The sequence below is a fragment of the Streptomyces bungoensis genome, assembly GCF_001514215.1.
In the GTDB taxonomy this organism is placed as follows: domain Bacteria; phylum Actinomycetota; class Actinomycetes; order Streptomycetales; family Streptomycetaceae; genus Streptomyces; species Streptomyces bungoensis.
Genome location: NZ_KQ948872.1, coordinates 70875 through 91956, shown reverse-complemented (window position 1 = coordinate 91956; position 21082 = coordinate 70875). Strand labels below are relative to the sequence as shown.

The following is a 21082-nucleotide window of genomic DNA, read 5'->3' as shown; positions in this document are numbered from 1 at the left end:
GGGAGTCCTTGATCGACTACCTCCGGGCTCATCGCTTCCGCGGCATCGCGGTGGGCTGGGCCGTGCTGATCGCGTGCGATGTGGCGTTCGGGTCCGCCCGGCTCGACTTCCCCTTCAGCGGCAGCGGGTCCTCGGCGACCCCTCTGCGGCATGAGATCCCCCTCGCCCTGGCCGTGCTCGCCGTAGGCGGTCTCGGCAGCGCCATGGACTCCCTGGAGGAGACGGCGGCGAGCGGGTTCAGGCGAGTCGAGATCTCCTGCATCGTCGGGGCCGTCTCGGCGGCGGCCGCGCTGCTCGTCGCGGCGGAGGCGTTCGTCAGCCCCATGGACACCGTTCTGCTGCTCCTGAGAGGCCTGCTGATCTGGGTCGGGCTCGCTCTGCTTTCCGGGCGGGCATGGGGATGGAGGTTTTCCTGGATCCTTCCCCTGGTCACCCTGTTCCCCCTGACGTACTGGCAGATCGACGGCCTGGGGCGGTTCCGGTGGTGGGACTGGACGGATCAGCCCGGATCCTCGATGCCGTGCTGGGGGATCGCCGTCGGCAGCCTGCTGGCGGGCGGCGGCGCGATGGCGCTGACTCCGTGGCGCCTCAACCGTTTCCTGCGCGCATTCCGGCGGAGCAGGTAGCGGGCAGGGGAATCGTCTGCCACGGACGCACCGCAGGGGTGCCCCGAGCCGGGGCACCCCTGCGGTACTGAACCAGCGTCGCTTCTTACGAGTCGACCTTGAAGTTGATCCAGGACTTGTTGGCGGAGAAGGTGCACTCCACGTAGCCCCAACTGGCGTGGGCGGAGCCGGAGTGGAACAGGTACCAGATCGACGAGTCTCCGGAGAGGCTGCAATCGATCTCGTTCTGGAAGTCACCGGTACGCGTCACCGACTGGCAGTGTCCGTTGGAGCCGGTGTTGCCCCAGGTGGAATAACAGCCGTACGTCTTGCTGCTCGTGCCGCTGGCCATCGCGGTCGGGGCGGTCACGGTGACGGCTGCCGCGGCCAGGCCCGCGATCGCGACCGCTCGCACCATCTTCTTTCTCGTCTGCGCCGCGGATCGAGTGAGTTCCGCCATATTCATTTCTCCTGATGTGCAGACCGGCGGCGGGGTGGGATAACGGCGTTGCCCCGCCGTAACCCCAACCTTTGTTCCACCACCGGTGGTTGACTGAAAGGCATGAGCAGTGAAACGCTCGCGCCGACTGTCATGATCGCATCAGGATTTCCGTTGCGCAACGCGACATGATGCGAAAAGGGCCTGGTATTCACACAGTTCGCCTTATGGCACGACAATGAGCCTACGTCAGTCGACTCATCCCCCGTACAGCCCCTCCACCTCCCCCTCGAAGTCCCGCAGCACCTGATCGCGGCGGAGTTTCATCGACGGGGTCAGGTGGCCCGCCTCCTCGGTGAAGTCCGTGGGGAGGACGGTGAAGCGGCGGATGGACTCGGGGCGGGAGACGAGCCTGTTGGCCTCGTCCACGGCCCGCTGGAGGACGGCGATCAGCTCCGGGTCGTCCGTCAGGAGTTCCGGCGGGACGGGGTGCTTGCCGTTCATCTGGCGCCAGTGGGTGATGCCGTCGGGGTCGAGGGTGAAGAGGGCGGCGACGTACGGGCGGCCGTCGCCGACGAGCATGCACTGGGAGACCAGGGGGTGCTGGCGCAGCCAGTTCTCCAGCGGGGCCGGGGCCACCGACTTGCCGCCCGCCGTGATCAGCAGCTCCTTCTTGCGGCCGGTGATGGTCAGGTAGCCCTCGTCGTCCAGTTCGCCGAGGTCGCCGGTGGCCAGCCAGCCGTCCCGGGTGGCGGGGACGACGCCGCCCGCGGCCGGGTCCCAGTAGCCGCGCAGCACGTGGTCGCCGGCGAGGAGGATCTCGCCGTCGGCGGCGATCCGGACCCGGGTGCCGGGCAGGGGCCAGCCGACGGTGCCGAGGCGGGGTTTGAGCGGCGGGGTGACGGTGGAGGCGGCGGTGGTCTCCGTGAGGCCGTAGCCCTCGAAGATCTCGATGCCGGCGCCGGCGTAGAAGGCGGCGAGGCGGCGGCCGAGGGGTGAGCCGCCGCAGATGGCGTAGCGGACGCGGCCGCCCATGGCGGCCCGGATGCGCCGGTAGACCAGCGGGTCGTAGAAGGAGCGCTGGGTCTTCAGCGCGCGGCCGGGTCCGCTGCCCGAGCCGGTCTGCCGGGCCTCCAGCGCCTCGCCGTACCGGACGGCCACCGCCGCCGCCCGGTCGAAGACGGCCGCCCGGCCGCCGGCCTCGGACTTGGCGCGGGCGGAGTTGTAGACCTTCTCCAGCATGTAGGGGATGGTCAGCAGGCAGGTGGGCTGGAAGGCGGCCAGGTCCGGGAGCAGGTCCTCCGCCTTCAGGCTGGGCGCGTGGCCGAGGCGGACCCGGGCGCGCACACAGGCGATGGCCACCATGCGGCCGAAGACGTGCGACATGGGCAGGAAGAGCAGCACCGACGCCTCGTAGCCCTGCGCCCTGAAGATCGGGTGGAGCAGCTCGACGGCGTTGTCGACCTCGGCGAAGAAGTTGCCGTGGGAGAGGGCGCAGCCCTTGGGGCGGCCGGTGGTGCCGGAGGTGTAGATGAGGGTGGCGAGCGTGTCGGGGACGAGCATGCCCCGGCGGACGCCCACCTCGCCGTCCGGTACCTCGGCGCCCAGCTCGGCCAGCCGCTCCACGTGCCCCTTCTCCGTGACCCACAGGTGCCGGAGGTCGGGGATGCGCTGGAGTTCGGGGCCGATGGCGGCGGCCTGGCCCTGGGTCTCGGTGACCAGGGCCACCGCGCCGGAGTCGTGCAGGATCCAGCGGGTCTGGAAGACGGAGGAGGTGGGGTAGATCGGGACGGTGACCAGGCCGGCCGCCCAGGCGGCGAAGTCGAGCAGCGTCCACTCGTAGGTGGTGCGGGACATGATGGCGATGCGGTCGCCCGGCACCAGGCCCTCCGCGATGAGCCCCTTCGCCACCGCGAGGACCTGCGCGGCGAACTCGGCCGCCGTGACGTCCGTCCAGCCGCCGTCGGGGAGCCTGCGGCTGAGCACGGTGGCGCCGGGGTCGGCCTCGGCGTTGTCGAACGGCAGGTCCGCGAGCGAGCCGTGCGTCACCGGCGGGGCGAACGGCGGGACGTACGCCTCGCGTACGGCACCGTCCAGCCGCCGGGTCTCGGGCTCGACGAGGACCGGCCGGCCGTCGTAGTCGGTGGCCGCGACGTGCGTGCCGGAGGAGACGGGGGCGTCCGGGTACGGGGTGGGGGTGGTCACGGGCGGCTCCTCGGGCGTGCAGCGGTCGACTGCTTGCTGCATGACGTACGTGCCCCGCGTGGCGAGGCGTTCACCGACGGTGCCGACGCCAGGGGTTACCGACGGTTAGTCAGCCGATGGTACGGGGCCCCTGTGGGGGCCTTGTGCGGGTTCGGGGATGATCCGGGGCCGGGGATGTGCAGCCTCGGGGATGCGCCGAGGGACGCTCGGCTTCGCCCCCGGCCTGCGGGCCCGGCCTGTTCCCGACCGATGACGCACGCGGACTTACCGCTGGTAACCTTACTCCAGGGTAAGGACTTCGGACGAGTCGCGCGGGAGTTGGACATGGTGGACCGTCTGCGGCCGGAGGCCGCCGGGGGCATGATGACCGCCGTCACCCTGGCCTCCGCCCCCGCCCTGGCCCCGCTGCTGGCCCGGGGCGCCCTGCGCTCCCCCTTCAAGCGCCCCTCCGCGGACGCCGGCCTCCCCCGCACCCGCCTGGTGCTGCCCGGCCTGCGCGTCGACCCGGCCCGGCTCGCCGCCTACGAGCGGGTCTGCGGCTTCGCGCCCGGCCCCGCCGGCGGTGGTGACACGCTGCCGGTCACCTACCCGCACGTCCTCGGCTTCCCGCTGGCCATGCGGCTGATGAGCGGCCGGGACTTCCCGCTGCCGCTGCTGGGGCTGGTGCACACGTCGGTCGGCATCTCGCACCGGGCCGCGCTGCCCGCCGACGGCACGTACGACCTCGCGGTGCACGTGGCCGGGCTGGCACCGCACCGGCGCGGCACCGAGGCGACCGTCGTGACCGAACTGCGGGCGGCGGGCGCGGTGGTGTGGGAGTCGCGCAGCACCTACCTGGCACGGCACCGCACCGGGCGGCCCGGTGCGGAGCCCCGGGAGGAACCGCCGGCCGCGCTGCCGGTGGTGGCCGAGTGGCGGCTCGCCGAGGACGTCGGCCGCCGGTACGGGGCCGCCTCCGGCGACCGCAACCCCATCCACCTCCACCCGCTCACCGCCCGCCTCTTCGGCTTCCCCCGCGCCATCGCCCACGGCATGTGGACCGTCGCCCGCTGCCTGGCCGCCCACGGCACCCCCGCCACGGCCGCCGTCCGGGCCCGCTTCCGGGCGCCGGTGCTGCTGCCGGGCACGGTGGCCTACGGCGCGGACGGCAGCGGCCGCTTCGAACTGCGCGGCGCCGGGGGGCGGCTGCACGTGAGCGGGGAGGTGCGGGCGGTGGACCGGGACTAGCGGCCCAGGGAGGCCCGCTGTCCGCTAGGGGCCGCCCGGCGGGGTCCAGGGACGGCCGTCCATCAGGTCGCCCAGGCCTGCCCAGGCGAAGTTCATCAGGGTCGCGGCCGCCTGCCGGGCGGTGGTGCCCGGGGAGGCGTTCGCCCAGGTGGCGAGGGACTCGGCGGCGCCGACCAGCGCCTCGGCGAGCCCGGCGACCTCGCGCCGCGGCAGGTCGGGATCGCGGTGGGCCTCGCGGGCGGCGACCACGATCAGCTCGGTCACGAACGCGACGATCTCCTCGCGCATCGTGGCCACCTCCGCGGCGAAGCCCTCGCCGTGCGTGCGGGCCTGGAGGTGCAGCACGGACCAGCCGTCGGGGTGCTCGGCGGTGTACGCGAAGAACGCCCGGAGCCCGTCCCACAGCTGCCGGTCGGCGGGCAGCCCGGGGCGGACCCCGGCGCGGACGGCCGCCGTCAGCGCGGCGGCCTCACGGCGGATGCAGGCGGTGAAGAGGTCTTCCTTGGAATTGAGGTACAGGTAGACCAACGGCTTGGACACGCCCGCGTGTTCGGCTATCTCGTCCATCGAGGCGGCCATGTAGCCGCGCTGACCGAAGATCTGTACGGCGGCGTCGAGCATCTGCTGCTCACGGACCGCCCGCGGCATCCGCTTGGTCTTCACGGCACCCATGGCACAAGCCTAGTTGGGCGCCGTGCTCCCGGTGGCTCGGTCAGGAGGGCTGGCCCTGGGTGCGGGCGGAGTCGTCGGCCACGTCCTCCTGGCTGCGGTTGGCGTCCAGGTTGGCCTTCATCCGGTCGACCTTGGTGACGATCTGCACCGACGCCCGGTCCCGCTCCTTGCGCAGCACCACCCAGCTGATCGGCGCCGACAGGACCAGCGCGAGCAGCAGCACCCACAGACCGTTGGAGGCGCCGAAGCCGCGCGGGAAGATGCCGGAGTAGACGGCCCCCCAGACGACCACGAGGCAGCCGGCGAAGATGCCGAGGCGCATCAGCGTGTAGCGGAGCATCTCAATCCACTCGTCCGATTCCAAAAGGGGTCATCGTCCAGTGAAGCACGTTCGGGGGGCGATCTTTCACCGGGGTCGGCGCGGTCAGCGCAGCGGCAGCAGCATGAAGACGTCGTCGCGGTGGTCGCCGGGGGCGACCCGGATGGCGCCGGGCACCCGGCCGACCTCCTGGTAACCGCAGGAGCCGTAGAACCGCTCCAGCCCCAGACCGCCCCGGCAGGTCAGCCGGACGGCCTCGATGCCGTCGAAGGTGCGGGCCGCGTCGGCGGCGGCCGCCATCAGCGCGCGGCCGTACCCCTGGCCCTGGTGCTTGGGGTGGACCATCACCGTGTAGAGCCACACCCAGTGCGTCATCAGCCGGTGGGTGTTGAAGGCGAAGAACGCGGTGGCGGCGACCCGCCCCTCCTCGTCGTGCCCGACCAGCAGCCGGTGGCGCCCCTCGGCCATCGCGACGAAGTGCCTGACCAGCTCGGGCCGCACGTCCTCCCGGGTCACCGGCGGCACGAAGCCGACGGCTCCGCCGGCGTTCGTGACGTCCGCCCAGAGGTCGAGTACGCCGTCGCGCAGGGCGGGGCCGATCGCGGGATCGAGCGTGAAGGTAAGGGGCATGGGCCGATGCTATCCATTACCCGCACCCCTACCCAAGGGCGTGTGCGGCCACCTTCAGGTCCGCCAGCAGCCCGCGGTACGCCCCCTCGCGGTCGTCCGCCCGCAGCACGGCCGACGGGTGCACCGTGGGCACCACCCGCTCCGGCCGCCCGTGGATCTCCCGCTCCAGCACGGTCCCGCGCACCTCCGTCACCCGGAACGAGGAGCCGAACAGCGCCTTGCCCGCGGTGGCCCCCAGCACCACGATCAGCTCGGGCTCCACGAGCGCCAGCTCGGCCGCGAGCCAGGGCGCGCACGCGGCCGTCTCGCGCAGGGTCGGCGACTTGTGGATGCGCCGCTTGCTAGGCTCGGCCTGCGTGAACTTGAAGTGCTTGACGGCGTTGGTGACGTACGTCTGCGACGGGTCGATGCCAGCGTCCGCGAGGACCCGGTCCAGCAGCTTGCCCGCCGGCCCGACGAACGGCTCACCCCGCCGGTCCTCCTGGTCACCGGGCTGCTCCCCCACGAGCATCACGCGCGCGGACGCGTTGCCCGCGCCGAACACCGTCTGGGTGGCGTCGCGGTGCAGGGGGCAGCCCCGGCAGTCCGCCGCCGCGCGGCGCAGGGTGGCCAGGTCGGCGCCGGCGGGAACGAAGGGGGCCGCCGTGTACAGGTCCTCGGGGGCCTTCGTCTCAGCCATGGCGGACGAGTACCCGTGGAGGCGGCGGGTAACGAGAGGGGTCCCTCGGTGTCAGAGGCGCATCGGCTGCGGCGACTCCCGGCGCAGGGGGTCCGGGCCGTCGTACTCGCGGATGACCTCGTAGCGCGTGTTGCGCTCCACCGGGCGGAACCCGGCGTCCCGGATCAGCTCCAGCAGGTCCTCGCGGGTCAGCTTGTTCGGCGTGCCGTAGTTGTCCGCGTCGTGAGTGATCTTGTACTCGACCACCGAGCCGTCCATGTCGTCGGCGCCGTGCTGCAGGGCGAGCTGGGCGGTCTGCACGCCGTGCATCACCCAGAACACCTTCACGTGCGGCACGTTGTCGAACAGCAGCCGGGAGACGGCGAACGTCTTCAGTGCCTCGGCACCGGTCGCCATCTGCGTCCGCGCCTGGAGCCGGTTGCGGACCTTGCCGTCCTTCATGTCCACGAAGTCGTGCTGGTAGCGCAGCGGGATGAAGACCTGGAAGCCGCCGGTCTCGTCCTGCAGCTCACGGAGCCGGAGCACGTGGTCGACGCGGTGGCGCGGCTCCTCGATGTGGCCGTAGAGCATGGTGCACGGGGTCTTGAGCCCCTTCTCGTGCGCCAGCCGGTGGATGCGGGACCAGTCCTCCCAGTGGGTGCGGTGGTCCACGATGTGCTGCCGGACCTCCCAGTCGAAGATCTCGGCGCCGCCGCCGGTCAGGGACTCCAGACCGGCGTCGATCAGCTCGTCCAGGATCTCGCTCGCGCTCAGCCCGGAGATCGTCTCGAAGTGGTGGATCTCGGTCGCCGTGAACGCCTTCAGGGACACGCTCGGCAGAGCGGCCTTCAGCTCCCGCAGCGAGCGCGGGTAGTAGCGCCACGGCAGGTTCGGGTGCAGGCCGTTGACGATGTGCAGTTCGGTGAGGTTCTCGCCCTCCATCGCCTTGGCGAGCTTCACCGCCTCCTCGATGCGCATCGTGTACGCGTCCTTCTCCCCCGGCTTGCGCTGGAAGGAGCAGTAGGCGCACGAGGCCGTGCACACGTTGGTCATGTTCAGGTGGCGGTTGACGTTGAAGTGCACGACGTCGCCGTTCAGCCGCGTCCGCACCTCGTGCGCCAGGCCGCCCAGCCAGGCCAGGTCGTCCGACTCGTACAGCGCGATGCCGTCCTCACGGGTCAGGCGCACACCCGCCCGGACCTTCTCCTCCAGCTCGCGCTTGAGTCCGACGTCCATGCCCACACCTTTCTCCGACAGCTCGCCCAACGGTATCCCTAGACCTCTTCGGGAAGCTCCCCGACCCTGTTCTCCCACTTCGTGGACAGCACGATCGTGGTCCGGGTCCGCGAGACGCCCTTGGTGCCGCTGAGCCGCCGGATCGTCCGCTCCAGGCCGTCGACGTCCGTCGAGCGCACCTTGAGCATGTAGGAGTCGTCGCCGGCGATGAACCAGCAGTCCTCGATCTCGGGCAGGTCCCGCAGCCGCTGGGCCACGTCCTCGTGGTCGGCGGCGTCCGACAGGGAGATGCCGATGAGGGCGGTCACGCCGAGGCCGAGGGAGGCCGCGTTCACGGTGGCGCGGTAGCCGGTGATGACACCGGCGGCCTCCAGCCGGTTGATGCGGTCGGTGACGCTGGGCCCCGAGAGTCCGACGAGGCGCCCCAGCTCGGCGTAGGAGGCCCGGCCGTTCTCCCTCAGGGCCTGGATGAGCTGCCTGTCCACCGCGTCCATGCGATCGAAGCCTTCCGCTGAAGTTGCCTGAGGTTGTGAAAGTGCTGAACTGCCGAAGTGACGAGGGCTAGCTCGGGGTGCCGCCGCCCAGCTCGCCCTTCCAGCGCCGGTACAGGCCGTGCCCGACGCCCGCCGCGTCGAGCACCCGCCCGGCGACGAAGTCGACCAGGTCCTGGATGTGGGTGGCGCCCGCGTAGAAGGCCGGCGAGGCCGGCACCACGCTCGCCCCGGCGTCGTCCAGCGCGACGAGGTGGCGCAGGGTCTGGCCGTTCAAGGGGGTCTCCCGTACGGCCACGACGAGCGGCCGGCGCTCCTTCAGTGTGACGCCGGCCGCGCGCTGCAGCAGATCCTTGGAAAGCCCGAGCGCGACACCGGCCACACAGGCCGTGGACGCCGGCACGATGAGCATCCCCTTGACCGGGTACGACCCGGAGGACGGCCCGGCGGCGAGGTCCCCCGCGCTCCAGTACCGGACGCCGCTGACGTCCACCTCGAAGGCGCCGGGCTTGCCGTCGGCCCCCCGGCCCAGCCATTCCCGCAGGTCGTCCTGCCAGTGCGCGTCCCGGAACGAGATGCCCGTCTCGTCCAGCAGCGTCAGCCGCGAGGCCCGGCTGACCACCAGGTCCACCGCCTCGCCCGCCGCCAGCAGCGCCCGCAGCACCGCTGCCGCATAGGGCGTCCCGGAAGCTCCGGACACCCCCACGATCCAAGGCACACGCCGCGTTTCTCCTGCGTTCACACCTTGAGCGTACCGGTGGGTCGCCTGCCTCTCAGGCCGGGTGGGGCGCGGCCGCTCAGACGGTCAGGCCGCGCACCAGCAGGTCCAGCAGCGCGCACACGAAAAGGGCGATGCCGATGAACCCGTTGACGGAGAAGAACGCCCTGTTCAGGCGGGACAGGTCGTGCGGGCGGACGATCGTGTGCTCGTAGCAGAAGGCGGCCGCGACGATCAGCAGGCCCAGCCAGAAGAAGGCGCCGGCGTGGGTGGCCAGGCCGTACCAGACGAACAGGGCCGTCGTGATCGTGTGGCAGGCGCGGGCGCCCCGGATCGCCGCCGGGATGCCGAAGCGCGCCGGGACCGACATGACGCCGATCTCGCGGTCGGTCTCGACGTCCTGGCAGGCGTAGATGAGGTCGAAGCCGCCGATCCAGACGCCGACGGCGAGGCCGAGGACCACCGCGTCCCAGGACCACTGCCCCGAGATCGCGAGCCAGCCGCCGACCGGGCCCATGGCCTGGGCGAGGCCGAGGATGGCCTGCGGGAAGTTCGTGAACCGCTTGCCGTACGGGTAGACGACCATCGGGATGACGGCGATGGGGGCCAGGGCGAGGCACAGCGGGTTGAGCAGGGCCGCCGCGCCGAGGAAGACCACCAGGGCGATCAGCGCGCCCGTCCAGGCGTGCTTCACGGACATCGCGCCGGTCACCAGCTCGCGGTGCGCCGTGCGCGGATTGCGCGCGTCGATCTCCCGGTCGATGATCCGGTTGACCGCCATCGCGAAGGTCCTCAGGCCCACCATGCAGACGGTGACGAGCAGCAGGCGGCCCCAGTGGATGTTCCTGTCCCACTGGTACATCGCGGTGAGGGAGGCGATGTAGGCGAAGGGGAGCGCGAAGACCGAGTGCTCGATCATCACCAGGCGCAGGAACGCCTTGGTGCGTCCTGGCTGCGGGAGTGCCGCCGAAGCGCTGGTCACAGGCCGTACTCCTTCCAGCGGCGGTCGACCTTCGCCGCAGTCTCGGGGTCGGACAGCACCATGTCCGGCCAGCCCCCGTCCCGGGTGTAGCCCTCCTCGGGCCACTTCCTCGTCGCGTCGATCCCCGCCTTGCCGCCCCAGAACTGCTGGTACGACGCGTGGTCGAGGTGGTCGACGGGGCCTTCGACGACCGTGAGGTCCCGGTGGTAGTCGGTGTTGCCGAGCGCGCGCCAGGCGACCTCGTGCAGGTCGTGGACGTCGCAGTCGGAGTCCACGACCACGATCAGCTTGGTCAGCGACATCATGTGCGCCCCCCAGACCGCGTGCATCACCTTCTGCGCGTGCTTGGGGTACTTCTTGTCGATCGAGACGATCGCGCAGTTGTGGAAGCCGCCCGCCTCGGGGAGGTGGTAGTCCACGATGTCCGGCACGATGATCTTCAGCAGGGGCAGGAAGAAGCGTTCCGTGGCGCGGCCCAGCGGGCCGTCCTCGGTCGGGGGCCGGCCGACGACGATCGACTGGAGCAGCGGGCGCCTGCGCATCGTCACGCAGTCGATGGTCAGCGCCGGGAACGGCTCCTGCGGGGTGTAGAAGCCGGTGTGGTCGCCGAAGGGACCCTCCGGCCGCATCTCGCCGGGCTCCAGCCAGCCCTCCAGGACGACTTCGGCGTTGGCGGGTACCTGGAGCGGGACGGTCTTGCAGTCGACCATCTCGATCCGCCGGCCCGCGACGAACCCGGCGAAGAAGTACTCGTCGATGTCGCCGGGGAGCGGCGCGGTGGAGGCGTAGGTCACGGCCGGCGGGCAGCCGAAGGCGATGGCGACCGGCAGGCGTTCGCCCCGGCGCGCGGCCACCTGGTAGTGGTTCCGGCTGTCCTTGTGGATCTGCCAGTGCATGCCGATCGTGCGCTTGTCGTGGCGCTGCAGCCGGTACAGGCCGAGGTTGCGGACGCCGGTCTCGGGGTCCTTGGTGTGGGTGAGCCCCAGGTTGAAGAAGGAGCCGCCGTCCTTCGGCCAGGTGAACAGGGCCGGCAGCCGGTCGAGGTCGACGTCGTCGCCGTGCAGGACGACCTCGTGCACGGGGGCGCCGTCGGACTTCACCTTCTTCGGCGGCACGTGCGCCATCGCGCCGAGCTTGCCGAACGCCTCGCGCACGCCGACGAATCCGTGCGGCAGCTCGGGCCGCAGCAGTCCGCCGATCCGGTCGCTGATCTCGGCGTAGGACTTCAGCCCGAGCGCCTTGAGCAGCCGCCGGTCGGTGCCGAAGACGTTCATGGCCAGCGGCATCGCCGAGCCCTTGACGTTCTCGAAGAGCAGCGCCGGCCCGCCTGCCTTCTGGACCCGGTCGACGATCTCCCCGACCTCCAGGTAGGGGTCGACCTCGGCCTTGATGCGCTTGAGGTCGCCCTCGCGCTCCAGCGCTCGCAACAGGGAGCGAAGATCGTCGTAAGCCATGCGTCCCAGTATCGGCCACCCGGTGCGGTGGGCCGGGCACCGGGGGGCCTCCGTCGTCCGGCGGCGGTGATCCACCGGCACGTGAGGGCCGCCGATCGCGCAGGTGGGCGACACCGTGATCCGGCCGATCCGCGAGCCGGACCTCGTACGCGGAACCGCCGGCGCGGTGCGGGACGGACGGCGGACGATAGCCTGGGCCGGTCACCGGGGCCGTTCCAGAGCGCGGGGAGTTCGCACCACCATGCTGAGGTATCTGCCGTTCCTGCTGGTCCTGGCGCTGTGGATCTACGCGTTCGTGGACTGCCTGAACACCCCCGAGGAAGAGGTGCGCCACCTGCCGAAGGTGGTGTGGGTCATCGTCATCCTGCTGTTCGGCGAGGTGCTGGTGGGCCCGGTCGCCTGGCTGCTCACCGGCAAGGTGCGGCACGCCCCGGCGGACGGCTCGGCGCCCTCGCGGTGGCACCGCGACGGGGCCGCGCGGTGGGTCGCGCCCGACGACAACCCCGAGTTCCTCAGGTCGCTCGAGCGGGACGACCCCAAGAACGACGGCTGACCCGTGGAACTGAGGCTGCTCGTCACCTTCGACAAGGTCGCCGCGGTGCTGAGCTTCACCCGGGCCGCGGCCGAGCTGTCGTACGCGCAGTCCAGCGTGACCGGTCAGATCCGCGCCCTGGAGTCCTCGCTGGGCGTCGAGCTGTTCGACCGGCTCGGCGGGCACATCCGGCTCACCGAGGCGGGCGAGCGGCTGGTGCCCTACGCCCGGCAGATCATCGAGCTGGCCGAGGAGGCCCGGGCGGCGGTCACCGGGACCGGGGAGCCCTCCGGCGCCCTGACCGTCGGGACCATGGAGTCCCTGACCTCCTACCGGCTGCCGCCGCTGCTGGAGTACTTCCACCACCGCCACCCGAAGGTGCGCCTCGCCCTGCGCACCACCATCGGCGACGACACCCGGCAGGCCCTGCGGCAGGGCACGTACGACGTCGGCTTCCTGATGGAGGAGGAGACCGACCACCCGGGCCTGGAGAGCGTGGTGCTCGCGGTGGAGCCGCTGGCGCTGGTGGCCGCGCCCGGGCACGCCCTGGCCGAACGGGCCCTGGCCACCGCCGACCTGACGGAGCAGCCGCTGCTGGCCACCGAACCCGGGTGCGCCTACCGGGACCTGTTCGAGCGGGAGCTGACCGCGCTGAAGCCGGTGGACTTCATGGAGTTCGGCACGATCGAGGCGACCAAGCGCGCGGCGGCGGCCGGCCTCGGGATCGCGCTGCTGCCCGAGGTGACGGTCGCCGCCGAACTCGCGGAGGGCACCCTCGTACGGCTGGCCTGGGAGCCGCCGTTCACGCTTCGCACGCAGCTGGCGTGGCGGGCCGGAAAGCGGCTTCCGGCGCACGCCCGGCTGTTCGTGGAGCAGGCGCGGCGGCTGGTGGCCGAGCAAGGGTGACCTTGAGGCTCGCGGTCACGATCAGCGGGACGCCGAGTGCCTGGACGATCCCGATGTGGTGGCCGTACACCGCCCAGTCCATGACCATCGCGACGGCCGGGTAGACGAAGGCCAGGACGGCGATCTTCGCGGTGGGCAGCTTGGCGTAGGCGGCGTACATGAGGACGTACATGAGCCCGGTGTGGATCAGTCCGAGGCCGGCCAGCCAGCCCCAGCCCCAGCCGGTGCCGCGCATGGCGCCGAAGTCCGCGAGGGGCAGCAGCAGCGGGATGCCGACCAGCACCTGGACGAGGGCGATCAGGTGCGGGCGCACGCCGGTGATCCGCTTCGTCACCAGGGTGGACAGGCCGTAGAGCAGCGCGGCGAGGAGGGCCTGGCCGATGCCGGTGAGGTACGCGCCGCCGCCGGTGAAGTCGGCCGGGGTCACCCCGGAGACGAGGACCAGCCCGGCGAAGGCGACGGCGATCCAGCCGGCCCGGGCGGCGGTGAGCCGCTCCCGGAAGAGGAGGGCGCCGAGGAGGACCACGTAGAAGGGCTGCGTGTGGTAGACGACCGTGGCGACCGAGATCGACGTGTTCTCGTACGACTCGAAGAGCAGCACCCAGTTCAGGACGATGAGCACCCCGCCGAGGACGGCGAGTGCGAGGGTGCGCCGGGTGAAGCCGTGGCCGCGCAGCATGCCCCGGGCGGTGACGTAGCCGCCGAGCGCCACGGCGCCGAACAGGACGCGGAAGAAGACGACGTCGAAGGGCGGGGCGCCGGACTCGACGACGAAGACGCCGAGGGTGCCGGAGAGCATCATCGCGGCCGTCAACTGGGCCGTGCCGGAGGCCTGTCCGGTGGCCTGTCCCGTGATCTGGCCCGTGGTCTGTGGGGTCATGCCGACGACGTTACGAACGGTTGCAGGCGCAGGTCTACGCGCCGGCGGGGCGCTGTGCCGATGGGGTCATCGGCGCCGCCGATGACCCCGGCCGCTTGCCGAGTGTTCGATAAGCGTCATACACTCACCATGTGTTCGCTCGTCGACGAACACCATGAGCCTTTGCCGAGCCGGGAGTGTGGCATGCGTGCGGTCGAGTTCCAGCAGTACGGCGGTCCCGAGGTCCTCAGGGCGGTCGCGGCCGAGGTGCCCGAGCCCGGCCCCGGGCAGGTGAGCGTCGACGTGGCGTACACGGGCGTCAACTTCGCCGACCTCAAGGCCCGCGCGGAGGGCTACCGCGTGCCGCGCCTGCCGTACGTCCCCGGCCTGGAGGTCTCCGGCCGGGTGCGGGCGCTGGGCGCGGGGGTCACCGGTCTCACCGTCGGCCAGGAGGTCGCGGCGCTCACCGAGGGCGGGGCCTACGCGGAGGTCGCCGTGGCCGAGGCGGCCACCGTCTTCCCGCTCCCGCCGGGCATGGACCTGCGCACGGCGGCCACCCTCCCGACGGTCCTGCCGACGGCCTACGCCCTGATCCACTCCGTGGGCCGGCTCCAGCCGGGCGAGACGGTGCTCGTCCAGGGAGCGGCCGGCGGGGTCGGCACGGCGGCGGGCCGGCTGGCGCGGGCTGCGGGCGCGGGGGCGGTGTACGGCGTGGTGTCCTCGGCGGCGAAGGCCGCGTACGCCAAGGAGCACGGCTACGACGAGGTGTTCACCGGCGCCTTCCAGGAGCCGGTGCGGCAGGCGACCGGCGGCCGGGGCGTCGACCTGGTCCTCGACCCGGTCGGCGGGGACACCCTGCGCGCGGGCCTCGCCTCCCTGGCCGTCTTCGGCCGCCTGGTCTCCTTCGGCAACGCGAGCTCGGCCGAGCCGTGGAGCGTGGGCCAGCCGGAGCTGTACCCGCTCGGCGTCTCGGTCTCCGGCTTCTCCATCCTCACTCTCGCCCGGACGGCCCCGGCCGCCCTGCGCCGCCTGTCCGAACTGGCCTTCGCCACCGCGGCCGACGGCACGGTGTCCCTGCCGGTGACGGCCGAGTTCCCCCTGGAGGAGGCGGCGGAGGCCCACCGCCTGATGGGCTCGCGCACGAGCACGGGCAAGCTGCTGCTGCGGGTCTGAGGAGCCCAGGCTCGTTGCCCCGGCGCCCGTCCTGCCGCACAGTGATCCCATGGACCAGGAACTGGCCCGCTCCTGGCTCGGGACCGCGCTGGAGGAGGCGCGGGCCGGGCTCGCCGAGGGCGGGATCCCGATCGGGGCCGCGCTGTACGGGCCGGACGGCGCGCTGCTCGGGCGGGGGCACAACCGCCGGGTGCAGGACGGCGACCCCTCCCTGCACGCGGAGACGGCCGCGTTCCGGGCGGCGGGGCGGCGGCCCTCGTACCGCGGGACGACGATGGTGACCACCCTCTCCCCGTGCTGGTACTGCAGCGGCCTGGTCCGGCAGTTCGGCATCTCCCGGGTGGTGATCGGGGAGGCCGTCACCTTCGAGGGCGGGCACCGCTGGCTGGCCGAGCACGGCGTGGAGATCGTCCTGCTCGACGACCCCGCGTGCGTCGCCCTGATGCGGGACTTCGTCGCGGACCACCCGGCCCTGTGGAACGAGGACATCGGCGCGTGACCGGCGGCGGACGCCGGCCTTCCGTACGCACCGCGACTGTTTCGTGACCCAACGGACACCACTGACCCTGGCCCGGTGCAACTTCCCCTTCCTACACTGCTGTTGAGGGGGGTGCGGTGGGCAGACATCTGCATGGGCGCGGTGCGTTGTTCGATGCCGATCCGGCCGGTCTCGCGCCCCGGCTCGTGGGGCTGCGCCCCCACCACCACCGCGGGCATCCGGTGGAGCACCCGCAGGAGCTGCCCTTCGTGGTGCTCACGGGCGCCCGGGGCCTGGGCAAGAGCGCGGTGCTGGGCGAGCTGCTGGACGCCTACCGGGGGCACACGCCGGTCGCGCTGATCGACTGCGCGGAGCCGCAGTTCGCGGGTCCGCCCGCCGAGCGGCCCGCCGAGTCGTGGTCGCCGGTCGCCCAGGGACTGCTGGTGATCGCCGAGCAGCTCGCGGCACCGGTGACGGGGGCCGGACGGATCACCTTCCCGCGGCTGATGTCGGGCCTGGTGGCCGTGGCGGCGGGCGGCTGGGGCGACGCCGACTCCGAGCGGATCCGCCGGGAGGTCGAGCGGATCCTGCTGCTGAACGAGAGCGGCTCGTGGGTCAGCGGCCTGGCCGGGCGCTGGGCCGGGAAGGTGGCGGCCAAGGTGGTGGCCGCGGCCACCGGCACCGGCCCGCTGCTGTCCGGCGCGATCGAGGCGACCCTGGAGTCGGTCGCCGAGGGCTTCACCAGCCGCCGCCACCAGAAGGCGTCGGTGTGGTACCGGACGTATCCGAACGCGGGCGGGCACGCCCAGCGCGGCCTGATGCTGCTGTCGGGGCACTTCCGGGCCGGCGGCACCTCCCGGGAGCACGCCGAGCGGTACCTGGTGCGGGCGCTGCTCGCCGACCTGACGGAGGCGTACGCGGGCGTGCTGCCGCGCATGCAGCGCCTCGGCCGGCCGCTGGTGCTGATCGACAACGCGCAGACCGCGCCCGGCCCGGGGCTCGTGGAGGCCGTGCTGCGCGACCGCGCCGAGGGCGTCACCGACCAGGTCGCGTTCGTCGCGGCCCGGCGCGGGGAGGGCCGCGAGAGCCTGCGCAGCGCGGTCCGGCGGGAGCTCGCGGAGGTGGCCCGGCGCAGCGGCTGGGCCCCGGAGGCGGCCCCCTCGTCGCGCGCGCTGCTCGTCGCGCTCGCCCCGCTCACCCCGGACGACACCCTGCACCTGATCGGCGCGGTCTGCGGCGACACCCCCGTCCCGCCCCAACTGCCGCACGCCACGCACCGGCTGACGGGCGGCAACCCGCTGGGCATCGTCCTGCTCGCCGAGTCCGCCGCGCAGAACCTGCCCGGGGCGTCCTCGCTGGGCGAGCTGCTCACCGCCGGCGTGCGGCCGGCCGAGGACCGGCCGGCCGTACCCACCTACCAGGCGCTGCTCGACCGGCTGGTCCCGGCCGAGCACCTGGAGGAGCTGACCGTGCTGGCCGCCGCCCACGACCACGACTCGGCGTGCGCGCTGGCCGCGGCCCTGCTGCCGGACACCTTCGGCCCGGCGGACGTACGGGCCCTGCAGACCCGGCTGGCCGAGGAGGGGCTGCCGACCGTGCCGGGCCGGTTCGTCGGCGACCCGTTCGTGCGGACCCTGCTGCTGCTCCGGCTGCACCTGCGGGACCCCGACCACGCCTCCTGGCGCACGGCGCACGAGACGCTGAGCGCCCACTACCCGGACCCGGAGCACGCCCCCTACCGGCTCCACCACGAACTCGCCCTCGGCCGGACCGAGTCGGCGGTCGCCCACCTGCGGGACGGCTTCCTGTCGCTGGACACCCGCGCCTGGCTGCGCACCCTGCGCTTCGTCGCGTCCGCGCCCTACTTCCACGCGCACGACGCCGAGGGGCGCGACTCCACCGGCCCCGGCGACCGGCGGGCCGCCGTGGCGCTGGGCCGCACGGACGCCGGGCAGGAGCCGCCGGAGGGCGTGGACGCCGTCCTGCACCTGCGGATCCGCCGGCTGCTGCACGCGGTGTGGCTGCTGGCCGATCCGCTGGTGCTGCCCGACGCGAAGGTGTGCGACCGGCTCCGCTTCGAGCTGGAGCAGCTGTCCAACCTGCGGCCGGCGGGCAACGCGCTGCTGTGGCGGGCGTCGCGGGACTGGCCGGCGGCGGCGCTGGCCGGGCGCCCGATGGACGGCCCCGACGACGGCCAGGGGGCCGGCGGCGCGGACGACCGGAGCGGGGAGGCGTGATGGCGCGCAGGGGTGTGGGCACATGGGTGCGGGAGAGCGTGTGGGAGATCCCGCTGCGCCGCTATCTGGCGCTGCTGGTGGCGGCGGCCCTGGTGGCGGGGCTGGTGTTCGCGGTCCGCCCGCTCCTGCGCGACGACCGGTCCTGCGCGCCCGGGGTGTCCCGGCCGGAGGGCAGCGACGAGTGCGTGGGCGTGGCGACGGGCTCGTACGACTTCGGGCAGACGCGGCTGCGGGACGTGGTACGGGCGATCCGGCGGGAGAACGACCGGCTGAAGCCCGGCGGCTACGTGACGGTGGCGCTGCTGCTCCCGTACACCTCCACCTCGGCGACCAGCCTCAACGACATCCTGCACCAGCTGCAGGGCGCCTACCTGGCGCAGTACCGGGCCAACCACGACTCCAACGGGGAGGCGCCGGCGATCCGGCTGGTGCTCGCCAACCCGGGGGCGACCGGGGGCCACTGGCGGCAGACGGTGGACCAGCTCACGCGGATGACGACGAGCGCGGACCGGCTGCGGGCGGTCGCGGGCGTCGGGCAGAGCACCGACAACGCCAAGAAGGCCGTCCGGGAGCTGACCCGGCGCCACGTCCCGGTGGTCGGCTCCTCCATCACCGCCGACGACCTGGCCAACGGGCAGCACGGCCAGGACCCCTACCCGGGGCTCGCCCGGGTGTCGCCGACCAACACCGACGAGGCCCGCGCGCTGGCGTCGTTCGCCCGGGTGAGCGCGGGCAAGGCACTGCTGGTGTACGACAAGCCCGGCGACCCGTACACGCGCACGCTGCAGCGGTCGTTCGCGGCGCTGATCAAGGGCTCGCCGTACGAGCCGCAGCCGTTCACGCCGCCCGCCGACCGCAGCCAGGAGGGCACGACCGCGAACACCTTCCGGCAGATCACGCACCTGGTGTGCGACACCTCCCGGGAGACCGACACGATCCTGTTCGCGGGCCGGCACACGCAGCTGCGGCAGTTCATCAACGCGCTGGGCGGGCGCGGCTGCCAGGACCGCCGGTTCACGGTGCTGACCGGCGACGAGGCGTCGTACCTGACCCACGAGAGCGAGCTGGACCGGACCGCCCTGCGCCACCGGCTGGCCGTGCGCTACACGTCCCTCGCCCATCCGGACGCCTGGGCGCGGGACACGGCGCGGACGGGCGGCTCGGCGGCGGACTTCGGCGCGCTGAACGAGCTGCTGGCCGGCGCCCGGCGCGCCCCGGTGGGCCCGATCGGCTCCGCCGCCCTCGACGACGGCCAGCTGATCACCGGCTACGACACCCTGCAGCTGGCGGTGCACGGCATCCGGGAGGCGGTGCCGGACGGGCGGAAGATCCCGGGGCTGGCGGACGTCGGCCTGCAGTGGCCGCAGGTCAAGGGCTCGCTGCGGGTGGACGGCGCGAGCGGCTGGATCTGCCTGGACGTGCACGGCAACCCGTACGACAAGGCCGTGCCGATCGTGGAGCTGACCCCGGAGGGCGGCGCGCGGTTCGTGCGGATCGCCTGGCCGGAGGGGAAGCCGCCGGCGAAGGACTGCCTGCCGCCGTCGCCGTAGGGCGGCGGAAGCGGGGCGTTGGCCCCGCTCAGGTGAACTGGCCGGGCAGGAGCTGCTCCTGCCCGGGGCCTTCCCGGTCCGGTGGGGACGGCTCGGACGGCACTGGGGGCCCGGACGGCTCCAGGTTGTCGATCAGACGTTCGAACCTGGTGCGCCAGCGGGCCTCGGACTCCCGCTCGCCCCGCCACTCGTGGGTGAAGCGCAGCACGGTGCCCCGCTCCCCGTCGCGCTCCAGGTGGAAGCGGATCCGGCCGCCGTCCCCGACGGTGTACTCGGCGACCCGGTCCACGTCCCACGCCGTGATCCGGCCGCTGCCCAGCTCGCGCAGCGTGACCTCGCCGTCGAGCCGGGGCTCCAGGACGTCGACGGCGGTGAACCAGCCCCCCAGCCCCGCGGGGGTGGCCACCGCCGTCCAGACGTCCTCCATGCGCCGCGGGATCCGCACCAGGAAGTGGAGGATGTGCGTGTTCCCGTGTGTCTGGCTGGTGCCCTGTTCGATGGAACCGCTCATGGCACCAGTGTCACCGACCGGCGGCTCAGACGCCCGCGTACGAGTGCTTGCCGCTGACGAAGATGTTGACGCCGTAGTAGTTGAACAGCCAGCAGCCGAAGGCGATCATCGCCAGGTAGGCGGCCTTGCGGCCCTTCCAGCCGGCCGTGGCGCGGGCGTGCAGGTAGCAGGCGTAGCCGACCCACGTGATGAAGGACCAGGTCTCCTTCGGGTCCCAGTTCCAGTACCGGCCCCAGGCGTCGCCCGCCCAGATCGCGCCCGCGATGATCGTGAACGTCCACAGCGGGAAGACGGCCGCGTTGACCCGGTAGGCGAACTTGTCCAGCGAGGCGGAGGCGGGCAGCCGCTCCAGCACCGAGGACGCGAAGGAGCCCGGCTTGCCGCCGGCCTGCAGCTTGCTCTCGTAGGAGTCCTTGAACAGGTACAGGATCGTGGCGACCGCGCCGACGTAGAACACCGCGCCGCAGAAGATCGCGGTGGAGACGTGGATGTACAGCCAGTACGAGTGCAGCGCCGGGACCAGCTGGTCACTGGCGGTGTACAGCACGGTGACGGCGAGGCCCAGGTCGAGCAGGACCGTGGTGATCAGGAACAGGCCCATCCAGCGCACGTTCTTCTTCAGCGCCAGCAGCCCCAGGTACACGCCGACGGCGACCGTGGAGAAGGTGATGTTGAACTCGTACATGTTGCCCCACGGCGCGCGCTCCACGGAGGCCGCGCGGGCGACGACGCCGCCCAGCTCCACCAGGAACGCGAGCACCGTGAGCGAGATGGCGATGCGCCCGTACATGTCGCCCTGCGCGTCGCCGCCGTGCGCGCCGGGGCCGTCCGGCACGTCCCGGGCGCCGGACGCGGAGCGCACGACCACCTTGGGCCGCTCCAGCACGGCGGTGCCGGCGCCCCGCTTCACGGTGACGGCGGGCGCCTCCTTCGGCGCGCCGGCGGAGGTCAGCGCGGCGGCCGTCCGGCCGACCTTGCTGCGGCTGCCGAGGAGCCACTCGGCGATGTAGGCGAAGAAGGCCAGGGTGTAGACGGCCATGGACGAGTAGATCAGCGTGTTGCTGATGCTCGCCAGGTGTTCGTTGGTCGCTACGGCGAGCTCGGTTGCGGCGAGAGTCACCTCAGCACTCCTTCGGGTGAATATCCCGGCGACTTGCGGTCGGGCGGTTTACCGGGCTGGTTTCAACCCGGCTGGCGTTG

21 protein-coding genes and 1 pseudogene are annotated in these 21082 nt (G+C 72.6%); 8 read left to right on the top strand and 14 right to left on the bottom strand.

The genetic code is table 11. From position 1 onward, the window contains the following. Positions 1 to 8 precede the first annotated feature (8 nt). A complete protein-coding gene (locus tag AQJ66_RS31690) occupies positions 9 to 626 on the top strand; it encodes a hypothetical protein (protein ID WP_159052672.1) in 618 nt (205 codons plus the stop codon). An 85-nt stretch (positions 627 to 711) separates the two neighbouring features. Here the strand turns inward: AQJ66_RS31690 and AQJ66_RS31685 are convergent, their stop codons facing one another. Continuing rightward, complete coding sequence (locus AQJ66_RS31685) at positions 712 to 1065, bottom strand: hypothetical protein (RefSeq protein ID WP_159052671.1); 354 nt, start codon at positions 1063 to 1065, stop codon at positions 712 to 714. A gap of 237 nt (positions 1066 to 1302) precedes the next feature. Continuing rightward, positions 1303 to 3249: an AMP-dependent synthetase/ligase gene (locus tag AQJ66_RS31680; protein ID WP_244162989.1), complete on the bottom strand. Its 1947-nt coding sequence runs from the start codon at positions 3247 to 3249 to the stop codon at positions 1303 to 1305. A gap of 324 nt (positions 3250 to 3573) precedes the next feature. Here AQJ66_RS31680 and AQJ66_RS31675 point away from each other — a divergent pair, with 324 nt between their 5' ends. Continuing rightward, a complete protein-coding gene (locus AQJ66_RS31675; RefSeq protein ID WP_425264321.1) occupies positions 3574 to 4476 on the top strand; it encodes a MaoC family dehydratase in 903 nt (300 codons plus the stop codon). Positions 4477 to 4500: 24 nt separating this feature from the next. On the opposite strand, the gene AQJ66_RS31670 is transcribed toward AQJ66_RS31675, so the two are convergent. The 9 genes from AQJ66_RS31670 to AQJ66_RS31630 form a co-directional block, all read right to left on the bottom strand. Further along, positions 4501 to 5148, bottom strand: a complete 648-nt coding sequence (locus AQJ66_RS31670) for a TetR/AcrR family transcriptional regulator (protein ID WP_061928814.1) — start codon at positions 5146 to 5148, stop codon at positions 4501 to 4503. Between the two features lie 40 nt (positions 5149 to 5188). Next, entirely contained in the window at positions 5189 to 5488 is a 300-nt protein-coding gene (locus AQJ66_RS31665) for a DUF4229 domain-containing protein (RefSeq protein WP_061928813.1), read from the bottom strand. Positions 5489 to 5572: 84 nt separating this feature from the next. Beyond that, a complete protein-coding gene (locus AQJ66_RS31660) occupies positions 5573 to 6097 on the bottom strand; it encodes a GNAT family N-acetyltransferase (protein ID WP_061928812.1) in 525 nt (174 codons plus the stop codon). A 28-nt stretch (positions 6098 to 6125) separates the two neighbouring features. Further along, positions 6126 to 6776 carry a UdgX family uracil-DNA binding protein gene (locus AQJ66_RS31655; protein WP_061928811.1) on the bottom strand — a complete coding sequence of 217 codons (651 nt, stop codon included), beginning with the start codon at positions 6774 to 6776 and terminating at the stop codon, positions 6126 to 6128. Between the two features lie 51 nt (positions 6777 to 6827). Beyond that, complete coding sequence (mqnE, locus tag AQJ66_RS31650; RefSeq protein ID WP_061928810.1) at positions 6828 to 7991, bottom strand: aminofutalosine synthase MqnE; 1164 nt, start codon at positions 7989 to 7991, stop codon at positions 6828 to 6830. Between the two features lie 38 nt (positions 7992 to 8029). Beyond that, positions 8030 to 8485 carry an Lrp/AsnC family transcriptional regulator gene (locus tag AQJ66_RS31645; RefSeq protein WP_061928809.1) on the bottom strand — a complete coding sequence of 152 codons (456 nt, stop codon included), beginning with the start codon at positions 8483 to 8485 and terminating at the stop codon, positions 8030 to 8032. 67 nt (positions 8486 to 8552) lie between these two features. Further along, positions 8553 to 9200, bottom strand: coding sequence for a UbiX family flavin prenyltransferase (locus tag AQJ66_RS31640; protein ID WP_061928808.1), 648 nt, complete (start codon positions 9198 to 9200; stop codon positions 8553 to 8555). Positions 9201 to 9279: 79 nt separating this feature from the next. Further along, on the bottom strand, positions 9280 to 10182 hold the full coding sequence (gene mqnP / locus AQJ66_RS31635; protein ID WP_061928807.1) for a menaquinone biosynthesis prenyltransferase MqnP: 903 nt from the start codon (positions 10180 to 10182) through the stop codon (positions 9280 to 9282). Beyond that, entirely contained in the window at positions 10179 to 11636 is a 1458-nt protein-coding gene (locus AQJ66_RS31630; protein WP_061928919.1) for a menaquinone biosynthesis decarboxylase, read from the bottom strand. The genes mqnP and AQJ66_RS31630 overlap by 4 nt, the downstream gene beginning before the upstream one ends. 241 nt (positions 11637 to 11877) lie before the next feature. On the opposite strand from AQJ66_RS31630, the pseudogene AQJ66_RS31625 reads away from it, so the two are divergent. Both AQJ66_RS31625 and AQJ66_RS31620 read left to right on the top strand, forming a co-directional pair. Continuing rightward, a pseudogene (locus AQJ66_RS31625) lies at positions 11878 to 12183 on the top strand (PLD nuclease N-terminal domain-containing protein); the annotation flags it as partial. A gap of 9 nt (positions 12184 to 12192) precedes the next feature. Beyond that, positions 12193 to 13074, top strand: coding sequence for a LysR family transcriptional regulator (locus AQJ66_RS31620; protein ID WP_061928806.1), 882 nt, complete (start codon positions 12193 to 12195; stop codon positions 13072 to 13074). Here the strand turns inward: AQJ66_RS31620 and AQJ66_RS31615 are convergent. Beyond that, entirely contained in the window at positions 12971 to 13954 is a 984-nt protein-coding gene (locus AQJ66_RS31615; protein ID WP_425264320.1) for a DMT family transporter, read from the bottom strand. The two genes, AQJ66_RS31620 and AQJ66_RS31615, sit on opposite strands and share 104 nt — an antisense overlap. 183 nt (positions 13955 to 14137) lie before the next feature. Between AQJ66_RS31615 and AQJ66_RS31610 the strand changes: the two genes are divergently transcribed. From AQJ66_RS31610 to AQJ66_RS31595, 4 genes are all read left to right on the top strand, one after another. Beyond that, positions 14138 to 15106 carry a quinone oxidoreductase family protein gene (locus AQJ66_RS31610; protein ID WP_061928805.1) on the top strand — a complete coding sequence of 323 codons (969 nt, stop codon included), beginning with the start codon at positions 14138 to 14140 and terminating at the stop codon, positions 15104 to 15106. Positions 15107 to 15155: 49 nt separating this feature from the next. Beyond that, positions 15156 to 15605 carry a nucleoside deaminase gene (locus AQJ66_RS31605; RefSeq protein ID WP_061928803.1) on the top strand — a complete coding sequence of 150 codons (450 nt, stop codon included), beginning with the start codon at positions 15156 to 15158 and terminating at the stop codon, positions 15603 to 15605. A gap of 116 nt (positions 15606 to 15721) precedes the next feature. After that, entirely contained in the window at positions 15722 to 17821 is a 2100-nt protein-coding gene (locus tag AQJ66_RS31600) for a hypothetical protein (RefSeq protein ID WP_061928800.1), read from the top strand. Then, a complete protein-coding gene (locus AQJ66_RS31595) occupies positions 17821 to 19371 on the top strand; it encodes a type 1 periplasmic-binding domain-containing protein (RefSeq protein WP_061928798.1) in 1551 nt (516 codons plus the stop codon). The genes AQJ66_RS31600 and AQJ66_RS31595 overlap by 1 nt, the downstream gene beginning before the upstream one ends. A 28-nt stretch (positions 19372 to 19399) precedes the next feature. Here the strand turns inward: AQJ66_RS31595 and AQJ66_RS31590 are convergent, their stop codons facing one another. Beyond that, positions 19400 to 19882, bottom strand: a complete 483-nt coding sequence (locus tag AQJ66_RS31590; protein WP_244162988.1) for an SRPBCC family protein — start codon at positions 19880 to 19882, stop codon at positions 19400 to 19402. A 25-nt stretch (positions 19883 to 19907) separates the two neighbouring features. After that, positions 19908 to 21002: a c-type cytochrome biogenesis protein CcsB gene (ccsB, locus tag AQJ66_RS31585; protein WP_061928796.1), complete on the bottom strand. Its 1095-nt coding sequence runs from the start codon at positions 21000 to 21002 to the stop codon at positions 19908 to 19910. Between the last annotated feature and the right edge of the window lie 80 nt (positions 21003 to 21082).